Origin of the sequence: Xanthomonas sp. 3075, assembly GCF_014197275.1 — a bacterium.
GTDB classification, from domain to species: Bacteria; Pseudomonadota; Gammaproteobacteria; order Xanthomonadales; family Xanthomonadaceae; genus Xanthomonas; species Xanthomonas campestris_B.
Genome location: NZ_JACIFI010000012.1, coordinates 145,774 through 170,700, shown reverse-complemented (window position 1 = coordinate 170,700; position 24,927 = coordinate 145,774). Strand labels below are relative to the sequence as shown.

Annotated in this window: 15 protein-coding genes; 7 read left to right on the top strand and 8 right to left on the bottom strand. The window is 66.9% G+C overall.

The window, feature by feature from the left end; all coding sequences use genetic code 11:
• Positions 1–219 precede the first annotated feature (219 nt).
• A complete protein-coding gene (locus GGR62_RS21255) occupies positions 220–375 on the bottom strand; it encodes an AraC family transcriptional regulator (RefSeq protein ID WP_184408328.1) in 156 nt (51 codons plus the stop codon).
• Between the two features lie 178 nt (positions 376–553).
• Between GGR62_RS21255 and GGR62_RS13150 the strand changes: the two genes are divergently transcribed.
• Positions 554–1,075, top strand: a complete 522-nt coding sequence (locus GGR62_RS13150; protein ID WP_260305961.1) for a hypothetical protein — start codon at positions 554–556, stop codon at positions 1,073–1,075.
• 14 nt (positions 1,076–1,089) lie between these two features.
• Here GGR62_RS13150 and GGR62_RS13145 read toward each other — a convergent pair whose 3' ends face one another.
• Positions 1,090–1,752: a hemolysin III family protein gene (locus tag GGR62_RS13145; protein WP_184408327.1), complete on the bottom strand. Its 663-nt coding sequence runs from the start codon at positions 1,750–1,752 to the stop codon at positions 1,090–1,092.
• Between the two features lie 217 nt (positions 1,753–1,969).
• Entirely contained in the window at positions 1,970–2,434 is a 465-nt protein-coding gene (locus tag GGR62_RS13140; protein WP_184408326.1) for a hypothetical protein, read from the bottom strand.
• 282 nt (positions 2,435–2,716) lie between these two features.
• Here GGR62_RS13140 and GGR62_RS13135 point away from each other — a divergent pair, with 282 nt between their 5' ends.
• The 3 genes from GGR62_RS13135 (at position 2,717) to GGR62_RS13125 (ending at position 8,386) form a co-directional block, all read left to right on the top strand.
• The gene (locus GGR62_RS13135) at positions 2,717–5,209 is read left to right on the top strand and encodes a DEAD/DEAH box helicase (protein ID WP_184408325.1); all 2,493 of its coding nucleotides are present in this window, start codon (positions 2,717–2,719) and stop codon (positions 5,207–5,209) included.
• Complete coding sequence (locus GGR62_RS13130) at positions 5,206–6,984, top strand: ribonuclease H-like domain-containing protein (RefSeq protein WP_184408324.1); 1,779 nt, start codon at positions 5,206–5,208, stop codon at positions 6,982–6,984. Before GGR62_RS13135 ends, GGR62_RS13130 begins: the two co-directional genes overlap by 4 nt.
• A gap of 613 nt (positions 6,985–7,597) precedes the next feature.
• Positions 7,598–8,386, top strand: coding sequence for a DUF1868 domain-containing protein (locus tag GGR62_RS13125; protein WP_184408323.1), 789 nt, complete (start codon positions 7,598–7,600; stop codon positions 8,384–8,386).
• 213 nt (positions 8,387–8,599) lie between these two features.
• Here the strand turns inward: GGR62_RS13125 and GGR62_RS13120 are convergent, their stop codons facing one another.
• From GGR62_RS13120 to GGR62_RS13110, 3 genes are all read right to left on the bottom strand, one after another.
• Positions 8,600–9,715 carry a saccharopine dehydrogenase NADP-binding domain-containing protein gene (locus tag GGR62_RS13120; protein ID WP_184408322.1) on the bottom strand — a complete coding sequence of 372 codons (1,116 nt, stop codon included), beginning with the start codon at positions 9,713–9,715 and terminating at the stop codon, positions 8,600–8,602.
• Positions 9,716–10,060: 345 nt separating this feature from the next.
• The gene (locus GGR62_RS13115; protein WP_184408321.1) at positions 10,061–11,869 is read right to left on the bottom strand and encodes a M56 family metallopeptidase; all 1,809 of its coding nucleotides are present in this window, start codon (positions 11,867–11,869) and stop codon (positions 10,061–10,063) included.
• A gap of 3 nt (positions 11,870–11,872) precedes the next feature.
• Entirely contained in the window at positions 11,873–12,259 is a 387-nt protein-coding gene (locus tag GGR62_RS13110; RefSeq protein ID WP_184408320.1) for a BlaI/MecI/CopY family transcriptional regulator, read from the bottom strand.
• An 840-nt stretch (positions 12,260–13,099) separates the two neighbouring features.
• Between GGR62_RS13110 and GGR62_RS13105 the strand changes: the two genes are divergently transcribed.
• Together GGR62_RS13105 and GGR62_RS13100 are read left to right on the top strand one after the other, a co-directional pair.
• Positions 13,100–21,643 carry a glucoamylase family protein gene (locus GGR62_RS13105; RefSeq protein ID WP_184408336.1) on the top strand — a complete coding sequence of 2,848 codons (8,544 nt, stop codon included), beginning with the start codon at positions 13,100–13,102 and terminating at the stop codon, positions 21,641–21,643.
• Positions 21,640–21,918 (top strand): hypothetical protein, encoded by a 279-nt coding sequence (locus GGR62_RS13100; protein WP_260305960.1) that lies wholly within the window; start codon positions 21,640–21,642, stop codon positions 21,916–21,918. The genes GGR62_RS13105 and GGR62_RS13100 overlap by 4 nt, the downstream gene beginning before the upstream one ends.
• 334 nt (positions 21,919–22,252) lie before the next feature.
• Here the strand turns inward: GGR62_RS13100 and GGR62_RS13095 are convergent, their stop codons facing one another.
• Complete coding sequence (locus tag GGR62_RS13095) at positions 22,253–22,867, bottom strand: NAD(P)H-dependent oxidoreductase (RefSeq protein ID WP_184408319.1); 615 nt, start codon at positions 22,865–22,867, stop codon at positions 22,253–22,255.
• 315 nt (positions 22,868–23,182) lie between these two features.
• On the opposite strand from GGR62_RS13095, the gene GGR62_RS13090 reads away from it, so the two are divergent.
• A complete protein-coding gene (locus tag GGR62_RS13090) occupies positions 23,183–23,527 on the top strand; it encodes a hypothetical protein (protein ID WP_184408318.1) in 345 nt (114 codons plus the stop codon).
• A gap of 83 nt (positions 23,528–23,610) precedes the next feature.
• Here GGR62_RS13090 and GGR62_RS13085 read toward each other — a convergent pair whose 3' ends face one another.
• Positions 23,611–24,885, bottom strand: a complete 1,275-nt coding sequence (locus GGR62_RS13085; RefSeq protein ID WP_184408335.1) for a DNA topoisomerase IB — start codon at positions 24,883–24,885, stop codon at positions 23,611–23,613.
• Positions 24,886–24,927 lie beyond the last annotated feature (42 nt).

Here is a 24,927-nt window from a genome sequence, read left to right as displayed (position 1 = left end):
CACGCGTAAGCGCTTGATTTTCAGTAAGGGCATTTGTCGGGATCAGGCGAGGCTACAAGCTTCCCCCGATGGTCGGTGAGTTGTTCAGAGGTTCCTTAGTGGGCGGCAAGATCACTGCGCTGGGAATTCGCTGATATTATGTGTCCCCATGTGGTCGGCAGATGCGGCAGGTCATCTGCTCAAACGGCGGGCGTTCGTAGAGAGACCCATGCTGCGCGCTTACGCCACTTGCCCGAATCCGCTGCGGTACACCGAGGGTATCACTCCGACATAGCGGCGGAAGGCAGCCCGGAACGCATCCAGCATGCCGCAGGCGTCGGCGATGCGAGCCAGGTCCAGCGGGTCTTGTTCCAGCAGCACCGTTGCCGCGCGCACGCTCGCCCTGCAGCCAGTACGCCGTTGTGGTGACGATGGTGGCCGATGCTGCATCGTCAAAGCGATGCAGCTGGCCCATACCTGGCGATGGGACGGAAAGCAGCCGATACTGCGCGCCCGCGTTGCCTTGCGTAGGCGGTGCATATGCCACGCACGCTGCCCGTCCTGGATGTTTCGCTTGCCGCACAGTTCATTCCGTCTTTTCATGCCGCTGGCCTTGCTCGGCCTGCTGGTCGCCTGCTCTGGTGGCAGCGCACCTGACGCCACACCGCGCCCGGCGTCAGAGCACGTCAATCTTGACGATCTGCGACAGCTGGGTTGCAGCGTCGCCGCCACGCCCAAGCGCGATCTGCGCAGCATCCCGTTGATGGGCCAGATCGATGGCTATGGCTTTACCAGCACCACGCCCTGCGCGACCCAATTGGTCAGCCTGCTGCAATCGGCCGAGTACGAAGATGCGGCGTGGGAAGGCGCGCGCACCGCGGCCCGCTCGTTCGCCAAACAGCACGGGTTCGAGCAGGACAGTGGCGAAGGCCGGATCGGCGAGTACAGCGAGATCGAGATCTTCAGCCGCAACGGCACGCCGGTGGGGTTCGAATACAGCGTGCAGGCCAAGGGCCGGCTGCATTCGGTGATCCTGCTTTCCGACAGCATTGCGCCGGATGCCGCGTTCGAAGCGGTGTTGACGAAGAAACTGTAGGCGGCCCGCGCCTGCTACACCCCGCCCAACGGGCCCAGGCACAACCAGATCGCATACCAGTGCGACAACGCGCCACCGAGGACGTGGGCATGCCAGATGGCGCGGTTGTAAACCATCGATTTGCGCACGTAGAAGGTCACGCCCACCGTGTAGAACGCACCGCCGCCAGCGATGAGCCAGAGCACCGTGCTGTCCAGCCCGGCCATGATGGGCTTGATCACCACGATGCCGGCCCAGCCCAGCAGCAGGTAAATCGCCACCCAGAACCCCTTGGCGATACCGGGCAGGCACAACTTGGCGAAGACGCCGAACAAGGCCACGCTCCAGACGCCCAGCAGCATCGCCCAGCGCCAGGTGCCATCGAGCGTGACCAGAAAGAAGGGGGTATACGAGCCGGCGATCATCACGAAGATGCCGGCGTGGTCGAACTTGCGCAGCATCGGTTGGCGCTGCGGCGGAGCAAAGTTGTAGGCGGCCGAACAGGCGAACATCACCAGCAGCCCTGCTGCATAGACGCAGATGGCAAGCACCATCGTCTGGTCGGCATGGGCGCGCCAGACCATCCAGGCGCCCCCGACGATGGCCAGAAATAGGCCGGCAGCGTGGACGACGACATCGGCACGGCGGGCGCCGGCGGTCTTGTAATGTGCAGCAGGGGCGGGAGCAGGCACGGACAAGGGGGGTCTTCGACGCGTCAGGGACGGCGCCGCTGCGCGAGGGGGGAGCACAGGATACGCGTTGGCCGCGACGATCAGCTAGGCGTCGTCGGACCGCGAGCGCGCACATCGACGCGTGCTGCCGGCTTGGCTGGCTGGCAGCACGCGCCACGCAGGCAAGCGCGGCCACCCCGTTGCAGGCGCTGGAACGGCAAGCGCTAGCCTTCGGTTGCGACAATCACGCGCCGGTGGCGTAGAGCGCGTCGATGGAACGCTTGTTGTCCGCTGCCGAAGGGTGGCTCATGGCGCCTTCGCGCTCCAGTTCCACTTCCCAATCGCTCACCTGCACCTTGAGTTCGCGCGCGCAGCGCTTGAGTTGGGACAGCGTGACCTCTGCCTCGTCGCTCCAGAACGCCGCGTCGACCGACGTACGGAACGTGCCGTCGGCATAGATCCACAGGGCACGCCCGACCGTGCTGTCGTCGCCCTTGCGCTGGCCGAGCGCCTCGGCGTCGGCGGCGCTGCGCAGGGTGCCATGGATCTCGAAATCGGTGCGCTGCGCGTTGGTGAAGGTCACCTTCAGATGCGCGTGCAGGCCTTTGGCATCCTTCAACTTGCTGGTGACATCCTTGATGTAGACATCCTGGGCCGTCGAGGCCTTGTTGCTGAAACCGTTGTCCTGCAGAAACTGGGCACTGACCATGAGCTGACTCCGTAAGGGTAGGTAGAGGCATCCGTCGCCACGCGAAGGACATGCGCAGCGTAGGGACGCCGCGCATCGCACCACCATCGGTGCGATGCCCATTTCCGCTGCCCGATACACTGAGAACAAAGGCCCCCGGAATACCGTCGTCCCAACCTCTGATGATGGTGGCGTGCGCTGCGGGGATGAAGCGATCAGCTACGCGACCTGTCTGGCGTTGCTCCCGCGTCTCACTCTCTGAGACTCTTTCCTGCTCCCCTGCAACGCTTTGGATTCTCACGCATGGTTTACGCCCTAGCCCGCCGCACCGAAACCGCCGAACGCGCGCTGGCCACCACCGATGGCCGCCCCAGCCGCGATGGGGCGTTGCTCACCGAGCGCCTGGAACGGCGCTACCACGACCGCATCACCGGCAGCTTCACCCTGCCCGGGCGCGACGGCCGCTATGCGCCGATCCCCGACGATGTGCCAAGCGCGCTGGCCGATGCACTGCGTGCGCGCGGCATCAGCCAGCTCTACAGTCACCAGGCCGAGGCGTGGGCGGCGACCCAGCGCGGCGAGCACGTGGCGATCGTGACGCCCACCGCCTCCGGCAAATCGCTGTGCTACACGTTGCCGGTGGTGAGTGCGGCGATGACCTCCGGCGCCAAGGCGCTGTACCTGTTTCCGACCAAGGCGCTGGCGCAGGACCAGGTGGCCGAGCTGCTGGAGTTGAACCGCGCCGGCGAGCTGGGGGTCAAGGCCTTCACCTTCGATGGCGACACGCCCGGCGATGCGCGCCAGGCGATCCGCCTGCATGGCGACATCGTGGTGAGCAACCCGGACATGCTGCACCAGGCGATCCTGCCGCATCACACCAAGTGGGCGCAGTTCTTCGAGAACCTGCGCTATGTGGTGATCGACGAGATCCACACTTATCGCGGCGTGTTCGGCAGCCATGTCACCAACGTGCTGCGCCGGCTCAAGCGCATCTGCGCGTTCTATGGCGCCAACCCGCAGTTCATCCTGTGCTCGGCCACCATCGGCAACCCGCATGCGCACGCGCAGGCCTTGATCGAAGAACAGGTGCATGCGATCACCGAATCCGGCGCGCCCACCGGTGACAAGCATGTGCTGTTGTGGAACCCGCCGGTGGTCAATGCCGACCTGGGCCTGCGTGCGTCGGCGCGCTCGCAGAGCAACCGCATTGCGCGTATCGCGATCAAGAGCGGGCTGAAGACGCTGGTATTCGCGCAGACGCGCCTGATGGTGGAAGTGCTGACCAAGTACCTGAAGGACATCTTCGACCACGACCCGCGCAAGCCGCCGCGCATCCGTGCGTACCGAGGTGGCTATCTGCCCACCGAGCGGCGCGAGGTGGAGCGTGCGATGCGCGCCGGCAACATCGACGGCATCGTGTCGACCTCGGCGCTGGAACTGGGGGTGGATATCGGCGCGCTGGATGTGGTGATCCTCAACGGATATCCGGGCAGCGTGGCGGCGACCTGGCAGCGTTTCGGCCGTGCCGGGCGGCGCCAGCAACCGGCGCTGGGCGTGCTGGTGGCCAGCTCGCAACCGCTGGACCAGTACGTGGTGCGGCATCCGGACTTCTTCGCCGATGCCTCGCCCGAGCACGCGCGTATTGCGCCGGACCAGCCACTGATCCTGTTCGACCACATCCGTTGCGCCGCGTTCGAATTGCCGTTCATTGCCAGCGAACCGTTCGGGCCGATCGACCCGCTGGTGTTTCTGGAAGCGCTGGCCGAGAGCGAAGTGATCCACCAGGAAGGCGACCGCTGGGAATGGATCGCCGACAGCTACCCGGCCAATGCGGTGAGCCTGCGCTCGGTGGCCGACGGCAACTTCGTGGTGGTGGACAAGAGCGATGGCAAGCAGCAGATCATCGCCGAGGTGGATTATTCGGCCGCTGCGCTGACCCTGTACGAAGGCGCCATCCACATGGTGCAGAGCACGCCGTACCAGGTCGAGCGGCTGGATTGGGAGGGCCGCAAGGCCTATGTCACGCGCACCCACGTGGACTACTACACCGACAGCATCGACTACACCAAGTTGAAGGTACTGGACCGCTTCGACGGCAGCGTGGCCGGGCGCGGTGACTCGCACCATGGCGAGGTGCATGTGGTGCGGCGCGTGTCCGGCTACAAGAAGATCCGTTATTACACGCACGAGAACATCGGCTACGGCCCGGTCAATCTGCCCGACCAGGAATTGCATACCACCGCGGTGTGGTGGCAGTTGCCACAGGCCACGCTGGGGAAGGCTTTTGCCTCCAAGCAGGATGCGCTGGACGGATTTTTGGGTGCGGCATATGCGCTGCACGTGGTGGCCACGGTGGCGGTGATGGCCGATGCGCGCGACCTGCAGAAAGCCGTAGGCAACGGCGACGGTGCGTGGTTTGCGGTGGCCGACCAGACCGGACGCGGACAATTGCGCGGCGTGGACGAAGGCGAGCAAGGCGCGGTGGAACTGCAGCAGGCCTTCGTGCCCACGGTGTACCTGTACGACAACTTCCCCGGTGGCGTGGGCCTGAGCGAGCCGTTGTGGCTGCGCCAGGCCGAACTGTTGCAACGCGCCGATGAGTTGGTGCGGCGGTGCGATTGCAGTGCCGGCTGCCCGGCGTGTGTGGGACCGGTGCTGGCCGCGCATGAGGAAGGCAAGGGTGAATCGCCGAAGTCCTTGGCATTGACGGTGCTGGCGCTGTTGTTCGATGCGGATGCGCCGTTGCGGCATGCCACGCCGTTCGACGACGACCTGGCGCTGGATGTGCTTGCATGAGCGTGAGTGCGGACCGGTTGCGGGTGTTGCGTCGGCAGGCGGGACATGCGGATGTGCGTGCGCCAGTGGTGGTTGCGGACGGCGATGCACCGCATGACACGCAGGCAGCGGCTGCAGTTGATGCGAATGCCGACGTTGTGGGTGGCCTGTCGCAATCGCAGTCCAGTGCAGGCGCGCGTGGCGTACCGCATAGAGCGATGGCACGGCAGGTCGCGCGTCCCGCTCCCGCCGATGATGCTGCGCATGCGGGTGTGGGTTCGCCGCGGTTGCACGGTGAGGTGCGCAGTAGCGTCGTCTCGTCCTGCACTGCGCCGGCAACCGCGCAGAGCGGCCTGAGCGATGAAGTCGTTGCGTTGGCGACCGACGGCACGATGGGTTCGTCTACGCAACAGATGCATTCCGTCGTGGTCAAGCGCACGTCTGGCGACGCAACCGGCGTGGTCGCTGTTGTCGGCAGCGCGCACACCGGTCCGGCAACGGCAATGGCTGCAGCCGCACAGCCGCCGCGTGACCCCGCGCCGGCCCTGCCTGGCAGCGGCCCCGGTGTCAGCGCAGAACGTCTGCGCTTGCTACGCCGTCAGGTCGGCGGGCTGACACCTGCAGCGCGCAAGGACGAGGCGGTGATACCGACGCGTGCGCAGCGTCAGCCTGCGCCCGGTGCCACCTCGCAGGGGTGGCGCGCTGCGCCGCGCGATGCTGCTGCGCCAAGCGCGCAGGCAGGCAACGTAGACGCTGGCAGTGACAGGCATGCCCAGGCAGAGACACCGTCAACGACGCGCCGCACCTTGCAGGCACCGGGTGCTGCAGCACCGGCGCGCGATGCCTCCGTGTTTGCATGGGTGGAGCACGACGTGCGCCACCGGCCGGCATCGCCGTTGCAGTCGCAATCGCAGTCGACTGCAAATGCCGATGCCGCAAAGCGTCTGGCTACATCGAATGAAACATCCATCGCACCACTGCCCGCTTCACAGCGACGCACCGATATCGCCGGCTTGCGCAAGATGATCGGGCTGCGCGAGCGCGCCGTATCGGCGCAGACGCCAGTGCGTGTGACGTCCACCGACCGCCATCTGCCCGGCAACGAGATCGCCCCCGGCCTGCATCTGATCGAAGCATTCCTGCCGCAGCCGATTCCGCAGGAAGCCTTGTCGTTGGCATTCGCCAAACGCCAGGACGCGGTGAACCCGATGGATCTGCTGTTCTTCGATACCGAAACCACCGGCCTGGCCGGTGGCACCGGCACCCGCGCCTTTATGATCGGCGCAGCCGATTGGCAGGTGGATCAGGCACACGGTAGCGGCTTGCGCGTGCGCCAGTTGATGATGTCCACGATGGCCGCCGAAAGCGCGATGCTGGATCTGTTCCGTAGCTGGCTGTCGCCGCAGACCGTGCTGTCCAGCTACAACGGCCGCTGCTATGACGCACCGTTGTTGAAGACACGCTACCGCCTGGCGCGGCGCGGCGACCCGATTTCCGCACTGGATCATGTGGATCTATTGTTCCCCACGCGGCGCCGGTATCGCGGCACCTGGGAGAACTGCAAGCTGTCCACCATCGAACGCCAGTTGCTGCGCGTGGTGCGCGAAGACGACCTGCCCGGCTCCGAAGCCCCGGCTGCATGGTTGAGTTACCTGCGCGGCGGCAGCGCGCGCAACCTGCGCCGCGTGGCCGAGCACAATCACCAGGACGTGGTGACCTTGTCGCTGTTGATGCAGCGCCTGGTGGCGGTGGACGCGCAGGAGCGTGAAGTGATTCCGCTAATGGATACGCCGTAGAGTGCATGCGCACGGCTGGGCATACCTCGCCGGTAATCGCCAGCTGCGTGTGGCCATGCACCGGGAACAGGGGGTGCGTGTGCTGCATGCCGCACGCAAATCCGGTGTTCCGGCTTGTTTCCGCGTGGCGGCAAGCGCAGTGCGTGGATCGCCACGTCCGATGGACGCCTTGTCCACCTGCCGTGGCACCGCCGCCGCGTCCCGATCCGAACAGATGGCCGCGTTGACGAAGCCGCGCGTGCGCTGACGCGTCAAGGCCTGGCGTTGTCATCTCCGGCTCAACCCGATCACGTAGGGTGTGGCGCTGCACGACCTTGTCGGCAGGTGTATCCGCTCCGTTCATGGGCAGCGTTGTGCTGGCCCGCCTGCATGAGGAACTCCCGCAGGCGTCGTCTGCTAACGAACTTAGGGTCGCGCATGGCCTGCGTGTTTCGACAATGACGGGTTGGCGGCGATGCGACCTCGACGCAACGTTGCGCGCACCGGCTGCGTGCGGGCACACGCGGCGGTCAAGGATGGGCGTCCCGGTGTGGTGGTCGTCAGACCTCGACCCATTGCCGTGGATTTCTGACAGCGGTCCTCCACCTCAACCTCACCCTGCAAGGACTAACGCATGCCGTCATTCCTGGACACCTCCTTCAGCCGTCGCCGTCTGCTGATTGGCGCTGCCGGCGCAACGGCGCTGGCCACCGCGTTGCCAGCGCTCGCCGACCCCGCACCGCCCCGGGATGTGGGCAGCAAGTTCCTGCGCTCCAGGCGACCGATGCCATTTGCCGGCAACACGTTTCTGGGGCATCTGGATCAGCAGGGCGATGGCTACGACAGCTTCGATCGGGTGCTGGATATCTATCGCGAGCTCCCCGAGCACGGCTTTGCCAGCAAGCTCGCGGTGCTGCCGCCGAGCAGCTACCACGCAACGTTGCTGGGCGGGGTCAATGAGATCGACCGCGCGCGCGGGCCGTGGCCAAGCGATACGGCGCGCGATGTTCCGCTGGCCGACATCAGTGCCGGTTTCCTGGCACGGCTGAAGCAGCGCGGCGGTCCGCCGTTAGGGGCGTGCCGCTTCCTGGTCGACCCCACTGCGATGAAGGCCGGCCGCAAGGAGAATCTGTTGATTCCCTTGATCCCTGCCGATGCGCACACCGCGCAACGCTTGGAGGCTGCGCGTCAGGGGCTGATGGCGTTGACCAAGCTGCAGCGCCCGGACTACATCAATTTCCGTTTTCACATCTCGCTGGCCTACCTGTGCCAGACCCTCGATGCGGCCGAACAGGCTGCGTATCGCAGTGCCGTGTCCGGATGGCTCACGCGGCTTGCAGCAGCCGGGCCGATCACCGTGCCGCATTTCCACTTCTGTACGTTTGCGGATATGGATGCGTTTCGTACGGTGCACGAGGTATGAGGTTGGTCGCGTGGGATCGAACGGCTGTGTGCACGCCACAAGGAGCCGCAGCAGCGTCAACGCGAAGTGATCGTGTGCTGCCTTGCACTCGCCCATCCGCACTGGCGCAACGCTTACTCGCGCCAAGGGGGTGGAGCCTGGGCCGCTGGTGCTTGTTGGTTGCGGAGTGTCTGGCTCGTGCACGGCTGTGCGGTTGTATCGCATGACGTGTCATCACACACCCACCTCCGATAACTCGGTCGTCATGTGCCACGCTGCAAATTCCTGTTCGAACTCCGCCAGCGTCAGCAAGCCCATGCATGCCTGCGCACCGATCGGCAAGGGCTGGCCTGCGGCGAGTTTGCGGATCAACAGAATCGCTGCAAAACACGGAATCTCCGGGCCGTGCAGCATCGGCGCGGTGAGATCCCAGTTCAGCACCAGCGGCTGACCATCACGCACACCGCGCAGCTGCACGCGCATTCCGCCCAGATCGGTGCCGAAGCGGTCGAACCAGCGACCGGCACGGGCCATGGCCTCTGCCAGGCGTGCCATCGGCAGAGGCACACCGTGGCAACGCAACCAGGCGATGGCGGCCAGGCAGCGCTGCAGGAACGTCACCTCCAACGCGGCGCGAAATTGCACGGTATGCACACCGGGATAGCGCTGCGGCAACAGGTCGTGGTCAGGCACATCGCACGGCGAGGCAAGGCGTGGCGCGAGCTGGGCGAACTGCACGCGTGTTGGCCTGGCCCAGCCCACCACCGTTTGCCAACGGCCATCGCGCCACCACGCGAACGGCGTGCCGCAATACGACAGCGCCGCACCCACGGTGGCCAGGCCCAGCGGGGTGCCCTGTGCGGGCGCGATCAGCATGCTGATGGAATGCAGCGCAGAAAAGCGCGGCGACAACGCGTCGATCACCGCGCTCGACAGTGCGGGCAAGGTGCTGGCGCCGCTGATCGCCACGCACCGCGCCTGCTGCGCGATGGCGTCGAGTGCAGCGGGGAAATCGCGGACGAAGGCGCGGCCGTCGGCCAGGTCGATATAGTGCATGCCGGCCCTCAGACAGGTGCGGGCGACGGCATAGTCCTGGCCCTGGAATGGCCCTGCGGTATGCACCACCGCATCGGCATGGGTGGCCATCAACCGCGCGGCGAAGTCGGCTGCATCGATATCCAGCTGACAGGTGGAGATGCGTCCGGGCACCGCATCGGGCCAGGTGCGGCCGATATCGCCGGGATGCCGTCCGGCCGCGATCACCTGGATCTGCGCCGTCGCCGCCAGCGCCCGCACGATGCGCGCGCCGAAATGCCCGAAACCTCCCAACACCACTACCCGGTACGTCATCGCCCACTCGCCGTCTACGCGTATTGCACAGTATCAACGCGCAGACGCGCGAGGGGCGATCATCCCGAGAGCGGCGTTGCAGCGTGACCGGTTGGTGCGCACACGCATCGCGCAGACGGTGCCGAGCGTCATTGCATACGCCACACGTTCTGTCGTCGGCTGCTGGCCGTCGGCGCGCCGCACAGCTATCGAGGCATGGGGTGACCGCTTCGCGATCAACACGGCTGGCGCATCCGCAGATCGCGCACCGCGTGTGTTGGTCGATTCAAGGCCAGCCGATCCGTCAGCACCCCGCTCGTCGTCTGCGCATGCTGTCCGTTGCCAGCGGGCTGCGGCGCAAGGCGATCAGCCGTCGATCTGCGTGGCCACGCCGCGGGCGATCGCCTCGCGCATGATCTGCCGGGTTTGCTTCTCTGCGCGCGCGCTGGCGGCGGCCTGCTTGCTGGCCAGGTCGGCCTGTTGCATGCCGAGTGCGGCCTGTTGCCTGGCCAATGCCTGGATCTGTTGCTCGACACCACTGCGCCGCATGGCGTCTTCTGCTTGCTGCGCAGCACGCACGGCCGCCTGTGCGGCAATCGCATCGTGGTCCAGTGAGCTGCGGACGCGTTCGCTCGCAGCGGCGGCGACCTTGGCACCCAGCTCGGCCATCTGTTCACCCAGCCTGCCCTGCTGTTCGCCGAGGTTGCCCTGGCGCTCGCCCAGCGCGCCCTGGGCCTGGCCCAGTTCGGTCACTGGCGCATACAACGCATCCAGGCGCTTGAACGTCCCCGGATCGCGCACGACGTACTGCTTGCCATCCGTGCGGAACCACATCAGCCGACCGTCTTTGCCGGCCAGACGACGCACATGTTTGAGATCGTCCACCGATCCGTTCATCACGCTGTCGTTGCCCTGCAGCAGCACGTAGGCATCGCGGTCGGGATCATGCGACAGGTGGATCTGGCCATGCGTGGTGGTGGTCTGGCTGGTGGACGCAGCCGGTGCGACAGGTGTCGCCGGCACGGCGGTTTTCGCGGGTGCGGCATCGCGTGCCGCAGCGGCAGCGGCCGCCGGTGCCACGGGTGTGGAGGTCGCGGCCGCCGGCTTGGCCTGGGCTGGCGCCTGTACAGGTGCTGGTGCGGCAGCAACCGCCGGCGTGGCGGGCATGGCCACCAGGCGCAGCGGCAACACGCCGGTCACCGCCACGGCGCCCAGGATCAATGCGGCTCCAAGCCGCGGGAACGAGGTCGGGTTCTGCAGCATGAGCAATCTCCGTTTGAGGCTGAGGAAGGACGGCGAAGCGCTGGCCACGCCAGCGTGCGGGCGCGGTGCCACGCCCAGTTGCAGCAGCAGGCGGCCGTAGTCGTGGCGGCAATGCCGGTGACCTGCGACCACGGCGGCATCGCAGGCGGCTTCGCGGGCGGTGGCGTATTCGCGGGCGGCCAGATGCACCAGCGGATGGAAGAAGAACAGGTGCTGCGCCAACGACGGCACCAGCCCCCACCACAGATCGCGCCGACGCAGATGGATCAACTCGTGGGTCAGCGCCATGTCCAGATCATCGTCGGCCATGTGCAGCAGGCGCGCGGCAGGCAACAGCAGGACTGGCCGCCAGGGGCCGATCAACTGCGGCGAGGCGATCTGAGACGACAACCGCACCTCCGGCGCTTGCGACAGGCCATGCGCTTCTGCGGCCATCTGCAGCGCGGCGATCAGGACACGATCGGTACACGGTACGGCGGCGCGCACCAGCGCGCGGCTGCGTCGATATGCACGCACGGTGCCGAACACCATCACGGCAATGCCGGCACCCCACAGCGCAATCAACCACAATGCCCAGGACGGACCACTGGCAGCCTGCAGTGCGCTTGCGACGCTCGCATTGCTGGCCGTGGTCGCGCTGGAGGCAGTGGCCGTCACCAGCGGCGCCAAGCTGTCGACGGCGACCAGTGCCGGCGCCGTTGCCGTTGCCGGCAACACCGGCAGCTGCAGCGGCGCGTTCCATAACAATCCCACCACCGCCTGCACACTCACCAACCACCACAGCCAGGTTTGCGTGGTGGCCGGCAAGCGCCGCACGCTGCGGCACAGCGCCCATACCGCCAGCGCCAGCGCCACGGTCTGCACACTGGTGGCACCGAGTTTCCATAACAGCGATTCGATCAGCGGCGACATGGCTCAATCCTCCTTGCGCTGCGATTGCAGCTTGGCGACCAATGCTTCGAGTTCGGCCAGCTCGCGATCGCTGACCTCGGCGCGCTGCGACATCCACGCCACAAATGGCGATACCGAGCCCTGCAAGGTCTTCTCGACAAACTGCCCCACGGCCGAGCGCACTACATCGTCCTGGCCGGTCGTGGCGCTGTAGCGGTACATGCCATCCACCTGTTTGCGGCGCAAAAAGCCTTTGCCACGCAGGCGCTCCATCATGGTCAGCACGGTGGAGCGCGCCAATCCGCGCGCTTCGCCAAACGCAGCGGCGACCTCCCCCACACTGGCGTGCCGCTGTTCTTGGATGTATTGCAGCAGGGCCAGTTCCTGGTCCCCGATGGTCTTGCCGCGCATGGCGAGCTCTCTGACTACAGGTGTCGCTACCGTAGGCGTGACGACACGTGTAGTCAATAGGCCGGATGGCATGGACTGCTGACTGACGCGTTTCTGCGGTGGCGTCTGGTTGTTGCCGTATGACGACAATGCGATCGCGTGGCTTGCGGTCTCGCGGGATGTGATGCGTCACTGCCACCGCGTCGTGCAGTGACGGCACTGGATCTGGCGGTGTCGAATCACGATGTCGAGCGATGCGGCAACTCCGACATCTGACACGCACGGGTTAGGCAGCGCTGTGATCGCGCGTGGGCCACACGCGGTCGCGGTCGCCATTTGGGCGATTGGGCGATTGCATGCCTGACGCGCGGCGAGCACTGCATGATCGGTAACCGCAGAAACCCGCATGCAACACCCACTGCGGCCAATCGCCAGGGCGCCATGTACCACGCGCCAGTCGTCAATGCATCTGCATCGACGGCGCAACCAGCATCGACGGGGCATGCACACGATCACGCGTCGCAACACGTCGCTACATGCTGCCCAATGCATCGCGCCTGCAGCCTCCAACGCCGTCAACGGATGCAATCCCATTGAATGCCGACTGCAGGGTGTGCCGCAATCACGAAGGCAGGTCCGCGATTTGCATGCTGTCTTCACATGCAGCACGGAGTGAGCGCGCATGATCGGCCGCTCTAGCGGCTCGTATGCTGCACAGGTCACGTCTCCATGCCGCCACAGCGGAAGGCTTCTGCGTTTTCTCTCTGGTGGCAGTCGATCACCCAACCAGCAGCAACACTGCAACACGCTCCGGTCCGCGATGCGGTACCGCACGGCGCGGCCTTGTTCGGCGACGAACAGATGCAGACGCTCGGGCGGACATTGGCGCAGGCGCATGTGCTCTATACCGGGCCAACGCGCGAACTGCTGTTGGCGCAACTGAAGTCCAACCAACGTTCGCTTGGCAGTGCGGCAACCCGATTGACCGAGATGGCGGCCGACGGCGTGCGCTTGCATCCCGCCGGCGAATGGTTGCTGGACAACTATTATCTGGTCGAAGAGCAGATGCGCCTGGCGCGCCAGCATCTTCCGCCCGGTTACAGCCGGCAGTTGCCGCGCTTGCGTACGCCAACCTCGGTTGGTCTGCCGCGCGTCTACGAATTGGGCCTGCAAGTGGTGGCGCATGGCGACGGGCGCGTGGATGCGGTCACGCTGAGCCGTTTCATCGCGGCCTATCAACAGGTGGCGCCGCTCAAACTCGGCGAGCTGTGGGCCATTCCGATCATGTTGCGGCTGGCGTTGATCGACAACCTGCGCCGCATTGCCGACGACATCATGCACGATGGACGCGATAGCGGCCTGGCGGCGCATTGGGCCGGATTGCTCAACGCCACCGCTGCCGACCAGCCCAAGGATGTGGTGGTGGTGGTGGCCGATCTGGCGCGCTCGCAGCCGCCGGTCAGCGGCGCGTTCGTGGCCGAGCTGACCCGCGGCATCCAGGGCCGTGGCCCGGTGCTGTCGATGGCCAGCGCCTGGGTGGAGCAATGGCTGGCCAGCGAAGGCCACAGCGTGGAAGGCCTGGTGCACGCCGAAAGCCAACGGCAGGCGGCCGAACAGGTATCGATCAGCAACAGCATCGGCAGCCTGCGCTTTCTGGACGAAATGGATTGGCGCGAGTTCGTCGAGACCATGAGCGTGGTCGAGCAGACCCTGCGCAAGGATCCGGCCGCTGTCTATGCGCGCATGGATTTCCAGACCCGCGATGCGTACCGGCATGTGGTGGAACATCTGGCCCAGCGCCTGGATCGCGATGAGCCGGCAGTGGCCGAGACGGTGCTGCGCTTGGCGGCGCAGGCAGGTGCCGCTACGCAGGTGGCCTCCCACGTCGGCTATTACCTGCTGGATGCAGGCCTGCCGCTGCTACACACCGCATTGCGCGACCCGGCCACGTCCGCTGCACCGACACCGACACCAAGCGTCGCGCGCGCGCGACGCGTTGCGCTGCCCGTCTATCTACTGCCGATCGCGTTGATCGCCCTGCTATGGACCGGCGTGTTGCTGCAGGGCGCCGGCACGCTGTCGCCGACACTGTGGTGGATCACCGCCGGCATCGGGTTGCTGGCCGCCAGCGAGCTGGGCATCGCGCTGGTCAACTGGGTGGCAACGCTATGGGTGCGCCCGCGTCCGTTGCCGCGCATGGACCTGCGTGCAGGCATTACGCCCGATTGCCGCACGCTGGTGGTGATGCCGAGCATGCTCGCCAACACCGAGGCCATCGACGAGCTGGTGAGCGCATTGGAGGTGCATTACCTGGCCAACCGCGACGCACAGCTGTACTTCGCACTGCTCACCGACTTTCTCGATGCCGCGCAGGCCTTGCTGCCTGCCGACATGGCGTTGGTGACGCATGCGGCGCAGCACATCGACCGCCTCAACGCCGCCTATGCCGATGCGCATGGCGACCGTTTCTTCCTGCTGCATCGCGCACGCCAGTGGAACCCCGCCGAACGCTGCTGGATGGGCGCAGAGCGCAAGCGCGGCAAGCTGGAAGCGCTCAATCGCCTGCTCTGCGCCGACGATGCGCCGCTGCAGGCAGCCAACGAATTCCTGCAGGTGCAAGGCGATGTCTCCGCGCTGGTGCGCGTGCGCTATGTGATCACGCTCGATAGCGACACCCATTTGCCGCGCGATGCGGCGCGCGCGCTGGTCGGGGCGATGTCGCATCCGTTGAACGTGCCGCGCATGGACGCCTCCGGGCAGATCGTGCAAGCCGGTTACGGCATTCTGCAGCCCGGCCTGGGCACCGGCATGAGCGAGGGCGGCGAATCGCGCTTTGCGCACATGTTCGGCATCGAGCCGGGTATCGATCCTTACACCCGCGTGGTGTCGGACGTGTACCAGGATCTGTTCGGCGAAGGCTCGTTCATCGGCAAGGGCATCTATGCGGTGGCCACCTTCGAACAGGTGCTGGCCGGCCGCTTCCCCGACAACCGCGTGCTCAGCCATGACCTGCTGGAAGGCTGCTATGTGCGCGCCGGCCTGCTCAGCGATGTGCGCCTGTACGAACGGCATCCGCAGCGCTATGCCACCGATGCCAAGCGCCGCGCGCGCTGGGTGCGTGGCGACTGGCAGTTGCTGCCATGGCTGCTGCCGTGGGTGCCCGACCGCGGTGGCCGGCGCGCGCGCAATCCGCTGTCATGGTTGTCGCGCGGCAAGTTGCTGGACAACCTGCGCCGCAGCCTGGTGGCACCGGCCGCGCTGAGTCTGCTGTTGATCGGCTGGCTGGGCTCGCCCACACCCTTGCGCTGGACGCTGTGGCTGCTGGGGCTGTGGCTGCTGCCGGGGCTGTGTTCGGCGGTGTATGCGCTGGCGCATCCGCCCGAGGGACTGGGGCTGCATCATCACGCGCGCCAGGTGGGCATGGCAATGCGTCAGCAATTGGTGCGTACCGGCGTAGTGCTGGCCTGCCTGCCGTTCGAGGCGGGACTGCAGCTGGCAGCGATCGCCCGTACGCTGGTGCGGATGGCGATCACCCACCGCCACCTGCTGCAGTGGGCGCCGTCCAGCGAAGTGGAGCGCAGCGCGCGCAGCGGCTCTGCCGAACATCAGCTGATGGCCGGAGCGGCCTGCAGCGCAGCGCTGGTGGTCGCGGCAGTGACGTGGTGGTCGCCTTGGGCGTTGTGGGCGGCACTGCCGCTGGGGCTGGCATGGATGGCCGCGCCCTGGCTGATGACCTGGCTGGGCGAGCAGCCCGCCGCGCCGGTGGCGCAGCTGTCGCAAGAACAGCGCGATTTCCTCGGCAGGTTGTCGCGGCGCACCTGGGCGTTCTTCGAGAGCCACTGCACTGCGCAACATCACTGGCTGCCGCCGGACAACGTGCAGGAGTATCCGGTCACGGTGGTGGCCAACCGCACCTCGCCGACCAACATCGGCCTGGGCCTGCTGGCCAATCTGGCCGCCTACGATCTGGGCTACCTGACCGTGGCGGGCGTGATGTCCCGTGTTGCCGCTACGCTGACCACGCTCGAAGCGCTACCGCGCCATCGCGGGCATTTCTACAACTGGTATGACACCGAAACGCTGGTGCCGCTGTTGCCGCGCTACGTCTCTACGGTCGACAGCGGCAACCTGGCCGGGCATCTGCTGACGCTGCGGCAGGGCCTGTTGGCGCTGGTGGACGCACCTGCGCTGTCGATGGCGGTGTTCGATGGACTGGCCGACACCCTGGGCGTGCTGGCATCGCAGGCAGGGGCGCGCAGTAGCGACGCCACCGCAGCCCTCGGCGCGATGTCGCAGACCTTGCACGACATCCGTCGCCAACCCACGCCAGGCCTGCACCAGGCCGACCAGGCGCTGCGCCTGCTGCTGGCGCAGAGCCAGGCAATCCTGGCGCTGCTGCCGGCCAATGCCGACGACGACGAACCGTGGTCACAGCGCCTGGTCGACAGCTGCCAGGCGGCATTGGCCGAGCTGGCGCAGTGCGCAGCTGCGCCATCCAGCACCGATCTGCAGACGACAACGACAGACGCGGCCGGCAATGCGCTCGCCACGCTGCGACAACTGGCCGACAGCGACCCGATTCCCGGTGTGCAGCGCTGGGCCGCCAGGCGCGTGCAGGAGCTGCAACGGCTTGCGCATATCGCCGGACAACTGGCGCAGATGGACTACGACTTCCTCTACAGCCCCGCCCAGCAGCTGTTGTCGATCGGCTACAACGTCGACGACCGACGCCTGGATAGCGGCCATTACGATCTGCTCGCCTCCGAGGCGCGCCTGGGCGTCTTCGTGGCGATCGCCCAGGGCAAGCTGCCGCAGGACAGTTGGTTCGCGCTCGGACGCACGCTCACCGACACCGGCGCCGAGCCGACGCTGCTGTCGTGGAGTGGCTCGATGTTCGAGTACCTGATGCCCGACCTGGTGATGCCCAGCTACCCGCAGACGTTGCTGAACCGCTCGATGCGCGGCGCGGTACAGGCGCAGATCCGCTACGGCGCCGCGCGTGCGGTGCCGTGGGGCGTGTCCGAGTCGGGTTACAACACGGTCGATACACGGCGCAATTACCAGTACCGCGCGTTCGGCGTGCCCGGGCTGGGGCTCAAGCGCGGGCTGGGCCAGGATCTGGTGATCGCCCCGTATGCCAGCGCGATGGCGTTGATGGTGGAACCGGATGCGGCCTGCCGCAATCTGGCGCAGCTGCAGGCGTTGGGATTCGGCGGGCGCTTTGGCTTGTACGAGGCGATCGATTACACCCCCTCGCGCGTGCCGCGTGGCGAACAACACGCCCTGGTGCGCTCGTTCATGTCGCATCACCAGGGCATGGCGTTGCTGGCGCTGGACCACGTGTTGCGCGATGCGCCGATGCAACAGCGCTTTGTCGCCGACCCGCAATTCCAGGCCACGCTATTGCTGCTGCAGGAGCGCGCACCGCGCGCCGGGGTGTACGTCAAAGGCCTGGCCAACGCCGCCGAACGCCCGGTGGCCACCGAGGCGGGCATGGCGCTGCGCATCCATCGCGATCCCAACCTGCCGCAACCGGCGTTGCAACTGCTCTCCAACGGGCGCTACCACGGCATGCTGACCTCGGCCGGCGGCGGCTACAGCCGGGCGCGCGACATGGCGGTGACCCGTTGGCGCGAAGACGGCACCCGCGATCACTGGGGCACCTTCTGCTATCTGCGCGATGTGGACAGCGGCGCGGTGTGGTCGGCCGCGCATCAACCGACCTGCGTGCCGGTAGAGCGTTACGAAGCGATCTTTTCCGACGCCAAGGCCGAGTTCAAGGGCAGCCACCAGCGCTACGACAGCCATCTGGAAATCGCCATCTCCGCCGAGGACGATGTGGAGCTGCGCCGGCTGCGCATCCGCAACCGCTCGCGGCAGACGCGGGTGATCGAAATCACCACCTACGCCGAAGTGGTGCTGGCCCCGGCCGCATCCGACGAAGCGCATCCGGCCTTTAGCAACCTGTTCGTGCAGACCGAGATCCTGGCCGACAAGCAGGCGCTGTTGTGCACGCGCCGCCCGCGCGGGCATGACGAAGCGCAGCCGTGGATGCTGCATCTGGTCGCGGTGCACGATGCCGATGTGGCGTCGATCTCCTACGAGACCGATCGCGCCGCGTTTGTCGGGCGCGGGCACAGCACCCGCGATCCGGTGGCCTTGCGCGATCACGCCAGCCTCTCCGGTGCCGCCGGCTCGGTGCTGGACCCGATCGTGGCGATCCGTTGCCGTATTTCGCTGGCGCCGGATCAACAGGCGCAAGTGGACATGGTCTACGGCGTCGGTCCCCAACGCGACGCCTGCACCGCCTTGATCGACAAGTACCGCGATCGCCGGCTGGCCGATCGCGTGTTCGATCTGGCGCTGACCCAGAGCCAGGTCACGCGCCGGCAGATCAATGCCTCGCTGGAAGACGCGATGCGCTACGAGCGGCTTGCCGCGCGCGTGCTGTTCGTCGACCCGCAGCTGCGCGCCGACAACGAGGTATTGCTGCACAACCATCGCGGCCAGTCGGCGCTGTGGAGCCACGCCATCTCCGGCGATCTGCCAATCGTGCTGTTGCGCATCACCGACCCGGACAATCTCGAACTGGCGCGCCAGCTGGTGCAGGCGCACGCGTACTGGCGTCTGAAAGGCCTGCGCGCAGACCTGGTGATCTGGAACGAAAGCCAGGCCGGCTATCGGCAATCGCTGCAGGACGCCATCCTGGGCCTGATCGCCGCTGACCCCGAAGCCAATGTGCTCGACCGCCCCGGCGGTATCTTCGTGCGCGCCATCGAACACATCTCGCAGGAAGACCGGGTGCTGCTGCAGACCGTGGCGCGCGCCATCCTGAGCGATGCCAACGGCACGCTGGATGCGCAACTGCAGCGCCATCCCAGCGCGCGTGCGCTGCCGCCATTGCTGGAGCCGATCCAGGCGCTGGACAGCGGCGACGCCATGACCGGCGCGCACGCCGCCTACCTGGACAACACCCTGCAGGCCGCAGCCGAAGAACCGGTGGTGTTCGACAACGGCCTGGGCGCGTTCGCCGCCGATGGCCGCGAATACCGCATCACCCTGGACGACGGCGCGGCCACGCCGGCGCCGTGGTGCAACGTGATGGCCAATGCGCAATTCGGCACCGTGGTCAGCGACAGCAGCCCCGGCTACAGCTGGGCCGAGAACGCGCACGAATTCCGGCTCACGCCGTGGCATAACGACCCGGTGGGCGATGCCTCCAGCGAGGCGTTCTACCTGCGCGACGAGGACACCGGCCAGGTGTGGTCGCCGATGGCGCTGCCGTGTCGCGGCAGCGGTCGTTATACGGTGCGCCACGGCTTCGGTTACAGCGTCTACAGCCATATCGAACACGGCATCGGCAGCGAGCTGTGGGTGTTCGTCGATGTGGACCGGCCGGTCAAGTTCAGTCACCTGCGGCTGAAGAATCTGTCGGGGCGCCCGCGCCGGCTCAGCGTCACCGGTTACGTGGAATGGACGCTCGGCGACATCCGCACACACTCGCAGCTGCACGTGGTCAGCGAGGTCGACCTGGGCAGCAACGTGCTGACCGCGCGCAACCCGTACAACACCGAGTTCGACGGGCGCGTGGCGTTCTTCGATGCCGATGCGCCCAGCCGCAGCATCACCGCCGACCGCAGCGAATTCCTCGGCCGCAACGGCAACCTGGCCGCACCTGCCGCGCTCGCCCGGCAGCGCTTGTCCGGACGCGTCGGTGCCGGCCTGGACCCGTGCGCGGCGATCCAGATCCCGGTGACGCTGGCGGCAGAGCAGAGCTTCGAGACGGTGTTCCGCCTGGGCGCGGGCGTCGATCGCGAGACCGCGCTGACCCTGGCACGCCAGAGCCGTGGCGTGGCCGCCGCGCAGGCCGCCTTGCTGGCGGTGCGCGCGCACTGGCAGCAGATCCTGGGCACCGTGCAGGTGAGCACGCCCGATCCGGCGGTGGACCTGCTGGCCAATGGCTGGCTGCTCTACCAGACCATCGCCTGCCGGTTCCTGGCGCGTAGCGGTTACTACCAGTCCGGCGGCGCGTACGGTTTCCGCGACCAGCTGCAGGACAGCATGGCGATGGTGCACGCGCAACCGGCGCTGGCCCGCGCCCACCTGCTGCGCTGCGCCGCGCATCAGTTCGTGCAGGGCGATGTGCAGCACTGGTGGCACCCGCCGCAGGACCGTGGCGTGCGCACGCAGTGCTCGGACGATTTTCTGTGGTTGCCGCAGGCGCTATGCCGCTATCTGGACACCACCGCCGATACCAGCGTGCTGGACGAACGCGTGGGCTTCATCGATGGGCGCGAACTCAAGCACGACGAGGAATCGTATTACGACCTGCCACAGCTCACCGGCAACGTGCAGTCGCTGTACGCGCACGCCGTGCTCGCCCTGCAACGCGGCATGGCGCGATTGGGCGAACGTGGCCTGCCGCTGATCGGCAGCGGCGACTGGAACGACGGCATGAACCGGGTCGGCAAGGACGGCAAGGGCGAGAGCGTGTGGCTGGGCTTTTTCCTGTACGACACGCTGCTGCGGTTCGAAACCGTGGCCGTGCAGCGCGACGATGCGGCATTCGCAACGACCTGCCGCACGCATGCCCAGACCTTGCGCGCCGCATTGGAACAGCATGCCTGGGATGGGCGGTGGTACCGACGCGCCTGGTTCGACGACGGCACCCCGCTTGGGTCGAGCGATTCGGACGAATGCCGCATCGATTCGTTGTCGCAGAGTTGGGCGGTGCTGTCCGGTGCGATGGATCCGGCACGCAGCGCGCAGGCGATGGACGCGATGCACCAGCACCTGGTCGACCCGGAAGCAGGCATCGTCAAGCTGCTGGTGCCCCCGTTCGATCGCACCGAGCACGATCCCGGCTATATCCGTGGCTACCTCCCCGGCGTGCGCGAAAACGGTGGCCAGTACACGCATGCGGCGGTGTGGGCGACGATGGCCTTCGCCCATCTCGGCGACAGCGCGCGGGCCTGGCAACTGGCCGGCATGATCAACCCGATCCACCACGCCCGCGATGCGGCGGCGGCGCAGCGCTACAAGGCCGAGCCTTACGTGCTGGCCGCCGATGTCTACGCGGTGGCACCGCACGCCGGCCGTGGCGGCTGGAGCTGGTACACCGGTGCGGCTGGCTGGATGTACCGGTTGCTGACCGAATCGCTGCTCGGCCTGCAGCGCCGCGGCGAACGCATGCACATCGTGCCGTGCATTCCGGTCGGCTGGCCGGGGTATCAGCTGCGTTATCGCTTCGGCACCAGCACCTACATCATCGACGTCACCCAGCGCCCGGGCGGGCAGGCGCGGCTGGAGATCGATGGGGTGGCGCAAGCCGAGCTTGCTTTCACCCTCATCGATGACGGTGCGGTCCACGCTGTCGCACTGGACTGGCCTGGAGTCGCGACATGAGCACACGCAGCCACACCGATCATCAGCTCTCCGACCTGGACAAGATGTTGGGCGTGTGGCCGCAGCGGGTGCGCGACCCCAGCCAGTTCTGGCCACAGTTCGATGCCCTGGCCCAGGGCATCCTCGATGCCGCCGCACGCACCGATGTGGCCCGCGTGCGACGCCAGTTGCGGCACCTGCTGCGCTGCCACGGGCTCACTCGCACGCCGACGCCGTGCAGGTCACGCATCGCTGCTGCGCCTCGGCTTCGACACGGCGTTTCCAGAACTGTCTGATACGTCCTTGCGGCCGCATCGATAGCGCACCAGAACACCGCCACCCGCCGGTTCACGCGCGGACCGGCCGGCAGACTGCGCGTCTTGCCGCCGAACGCCGCCACGCGGTGTGCGGTCGCGTGCACACCCCGGTCACTCACACGCTGTGCGGTGTCTGCATTGACGTGCGGATACGGACCGCATCGGTGGTGCGCGACGATGCGCCGTGTGGTGCAGCGAACCCGGCAGCGCGCGCGCTAATGCCACCCGATGCGCCGTGTTGCCGGGCCTGGATGCGGTGGCCGGGCCGGGTGTCCTCGCCACCTGCGCCGCGAGGAACGCCGGCGCCTGCGTCTCAGACAGCCAGTGCGTCGATCTGCCGTAGTGCGCCAGCCAGCGCCTCGTCGCGTGCGTCCTCACCGGTCGCCAGGCCTTCGGCGACGATCACCTCCAGCTGCTGCACACCGATGAAACCCAGCGCGGTGCGCATGTAGCTTTCGGCATGCTCCAGCGCTGCCATCGGCGTGCCGGCGCCGTAGAAACTGCCGCGTGCCACCAGCAGGATGACGCGCTTGTCGCCGGCCAGCCCTTCGGGCACGCCCTGGGCGTCGTAGCGGAAGGTCTTGCCGGTCACCAGCACGCGATCGATCCATGCCTTGAGCTGGGTCGAAACGGTGAAGTTGTACAGCGCCACGCCGATCACCACCGTGTCGGCCTCCAGAAATTCCTGCAGCACCGCTGCGCTGGTGGCCAGTTCGGCCGCCAGTTCGGGGGGCTGGTCGCCGCTGGCGTTCTGCTGGGTGGCCAGGTGCGCGCCGGACAGATGCGGCAGCGGCTCGGCCGCCAGATCGCGGTAGGTGAGCACGACATCGCGGCTGCCGGACTGCAACTTGGCGACAGTGGCGGCCGACAGCTGACGGCTGGCCGAATAATCGCCAAGGATGCTGGAGTCGAGATGGAGCAAGTTCATGGTGTGCCTCGCGTGAGTGGGGACGTGGGAGCCACGACAATGGGCTGGATACCAAACCCGAGCATAAGGCGCGCGCGCCGGCAAACGAAACCGCACCACCGCTGCGGCACCTCTTGCGCCCAGTCGCTGCCGCCCTGCGCATCCGCACACCGCCTCCTTCCTGGCGCGGCATGCGCGCAGCAGGCAATCGACCAACGGCAGGCCGGCCGATCGCCGCACACGCGTGGCGCGGCCTTGCGCGCAGCCGGCGGTCTTCATGCCACACCAACAACGAAACCTTCACGCTTGTGCCATTCTTGCGCTGGAGGTCCCCCGATGATCCGCACCCTTGCTCCGCTCGCTGCCGTCCTGCTGTTGTCGTCCTGCGCATCCAACCAGGTCGCCCAGGTGCAGCCCATCGACGGGGTCATCTCCGGCCAGTGCCATAGCGATAGCGTGCGTGGAGCGGTCGGGCTGGCGGCGGCGGCGCAGACCATCGAGCGGGCCCGCGTGGACAGCGACAGCCTGCAGGTCAGCGTGCGCCGTGGCGAACGCGCAACGGGCGGCACCACGGCCAGCGGCCTGGCCGACCCGGCACAGGGTGCCAGCAGCACCGGTGGCGATCACCTCACCATCGAGACCGGCCCGAACAACAGCATCACCGCGATCTACTGCGGCTAACCGCTTGCCGGGCGCGGGCCAGGGGTGGCAGGCGGTTACCCCTGCCAATCAACCGGCCGCGATCACGACACCGCCAATCCCGCTCACGTGCGTTTGGTGGCCTTCACCGGCTGCCTGGACTTGCTGCGCGAGTCGGTCAGAAACCGCAGCGTGGCCGCCTCCCATTGGCGCTCGCCACGCACGCCGGTGGCCATGGCCTGCAACTGGCCGGCGCGCCAGCCTGCGAACACGCACGGGTCGATATAGGCCTTGCGACACACCGAGGGCGTATTGCCCAGCGCATCGGCCACTTCGCGGATGACATCGTTCTGCACCTGGGTCAGCGCGCGTTCGCTCATGCGTTCGGGTAGCGGCAAGCGCGCCAGGCGTTGCAAGGCAGCCAACGTGCCGCCCCAGGTGCGGAAATCCTTGGCGGTGAAATCCTCGCCCATCGCCTCGCGCAGATACTCGTTGACCTCGCCCGAATCCACCGGCTGCAGCTGGCCGTCGTCGTCGCGGTACTGGAACAGCGATTGCCCCGGCAATTGCTGGCACTGCCGGATCAGTTTGACCAGTTGCTTGTCGTCCACTTCGATATCGTGGTCCTGGCCGCTCTTGCCGCGGAACTTCAGCCGCGCACGTCCGCCACGCAGGAATTCCATATGCCGGTTGCGCAACGTGGTCAGCCCATAGGAACGATTGCTGCGCGCATATTCGGCATTGCCCACGCGCACCAGGGTATCGGCCAACAACGCCACCACGATCGCCAGCACTTTCTCGCGCGGAAACCCCGGCAGCACCAGATCGCGGCGCAACCGGCGGCGCAGTTTGGGCAGCGCCTGGCCAAAGGCGATCACCCGCTCGAACTTGCCTTCGCCACGCACCTGCGCCCACTCGGCGTGATAGCGGTATTGCTTGCGCCTGCGTGCATCGCGGCCGGTGGCCTGCAGATGGCCGTTGGGCTTGGCGCAGATCCACACCTCGGTATACGCCGGCGGAATCGCCAACGCACGGATGCGCTGCAAGGTATCGGCATCGGCAACGCGTTGCCCGTCCGCATTGCGATAACTGAAACTCCTGCCCGCCTTGCGGCGGCTGATGCCGGGCTGCTGATCGTTGACGTAGGTGAGCCCGGCCGCGCGCGCGGTGGCCTTGGCCTGTGCGACCGCCGCCACGCTCGCTGCTGCAGCGGTAGCGGTAGCGGCCACCGCATCGGCGGCAACGGTGGCCAGCTTGCCGGCCGCGCTGGCGGTGGCTGCGGCATTGCGAACAACACGTTTGGCTTTCATTGCGCACGGATCGGAGGACAGGCGCCGATTGTTCAGCCGGGTAGGACTAGGCCGCGTCAACGTAGCGACAACGCGGTGTGGGCAAGCGATGCCCGCCGGGCGCTTTTCTGCTTATGCTTGGCGCTCCCCAAC

Bases quoted from the DNA above. Each gene is read 5' to 3' on its own strand.
- GGR62_RS13100 (WP_260305960.1), top strand. From the start codon at position 21,640: ATGAGCACACGCAGCCACACCGATCATCAGCTCTCCGACCTGGACAAG.
- GGR62_RS13125 (WP_184408323.1), top strand. From the start codon at position 7,598: ATGCCGTCATTCCTGGACACCTCCTTCAGCCGTCGCCGTCTGCTGATT.
- GGR62_RS13135 (WP_184408325.1), top strand. From the start codon at position 2,717: ATGGTTTACGCCCTAGCCCGCCGCACCGAAACCGCCGAACGCGCGCTG.
- GGR62_RS13140 (WP_184408326.1), bottom strand. From the start codon at position 2,434: ATGGTCAGTGCCCAGTTTCTGCAGGACAACGGTTTCAGCAACAAGGCC.
- GGR62_RS13095 (WP_184408319.1), bottom strand. From the start codon at position 22,867: ATGAACTTGCTCCATCTCGACTCCAGCATCCTTGGCGATTATTCGGCC.
- GGR62_RS13130 (WP_184408324.1), top strand. From the start codon at position 5,206: ATGAGCGTGAGTGCGGACCGGTTGCGGGTGTTGCGTCGGCAGGCGGGA.
- GGR62_RS13090 (WP_184408318.1), top strand. From the start codon at position 23,183: ATGATCCGCACCCTTGCTCCGCTCGCTGCCGTCCTGCTGTTGTCGTCC.
- GGR62_RS13120 (WP_184408322.1), bottom strand. From the start codon at position 9,715: ATGACGTACCGGGTAGTGGTGTTGGGAGGTTTCGGGCATTTCGGCGCG.
- GGR62_RS13105 (WP_184408336.1), top strand. From the start codon at position 13,100: ATGCAGACGCTCGGGCGGACATTGGCGCAGGCGCATGTGCTCTATACC.
- GGR62_RS13110 (WP_184408320.1), bottom strand. From the start codon at position 12,259: ATGCGCGGCAAGACCATCGGGGACCAGGAACTGGCCCTGCTGCAATAC.
- GGR62_RS13115 (WP_184408321.1), bottom strand. From the start codon at position 11,869: ATGTCGCCGCTGATCGAATCGCTGTTATGGAAACTCGGTGCCACCAGT.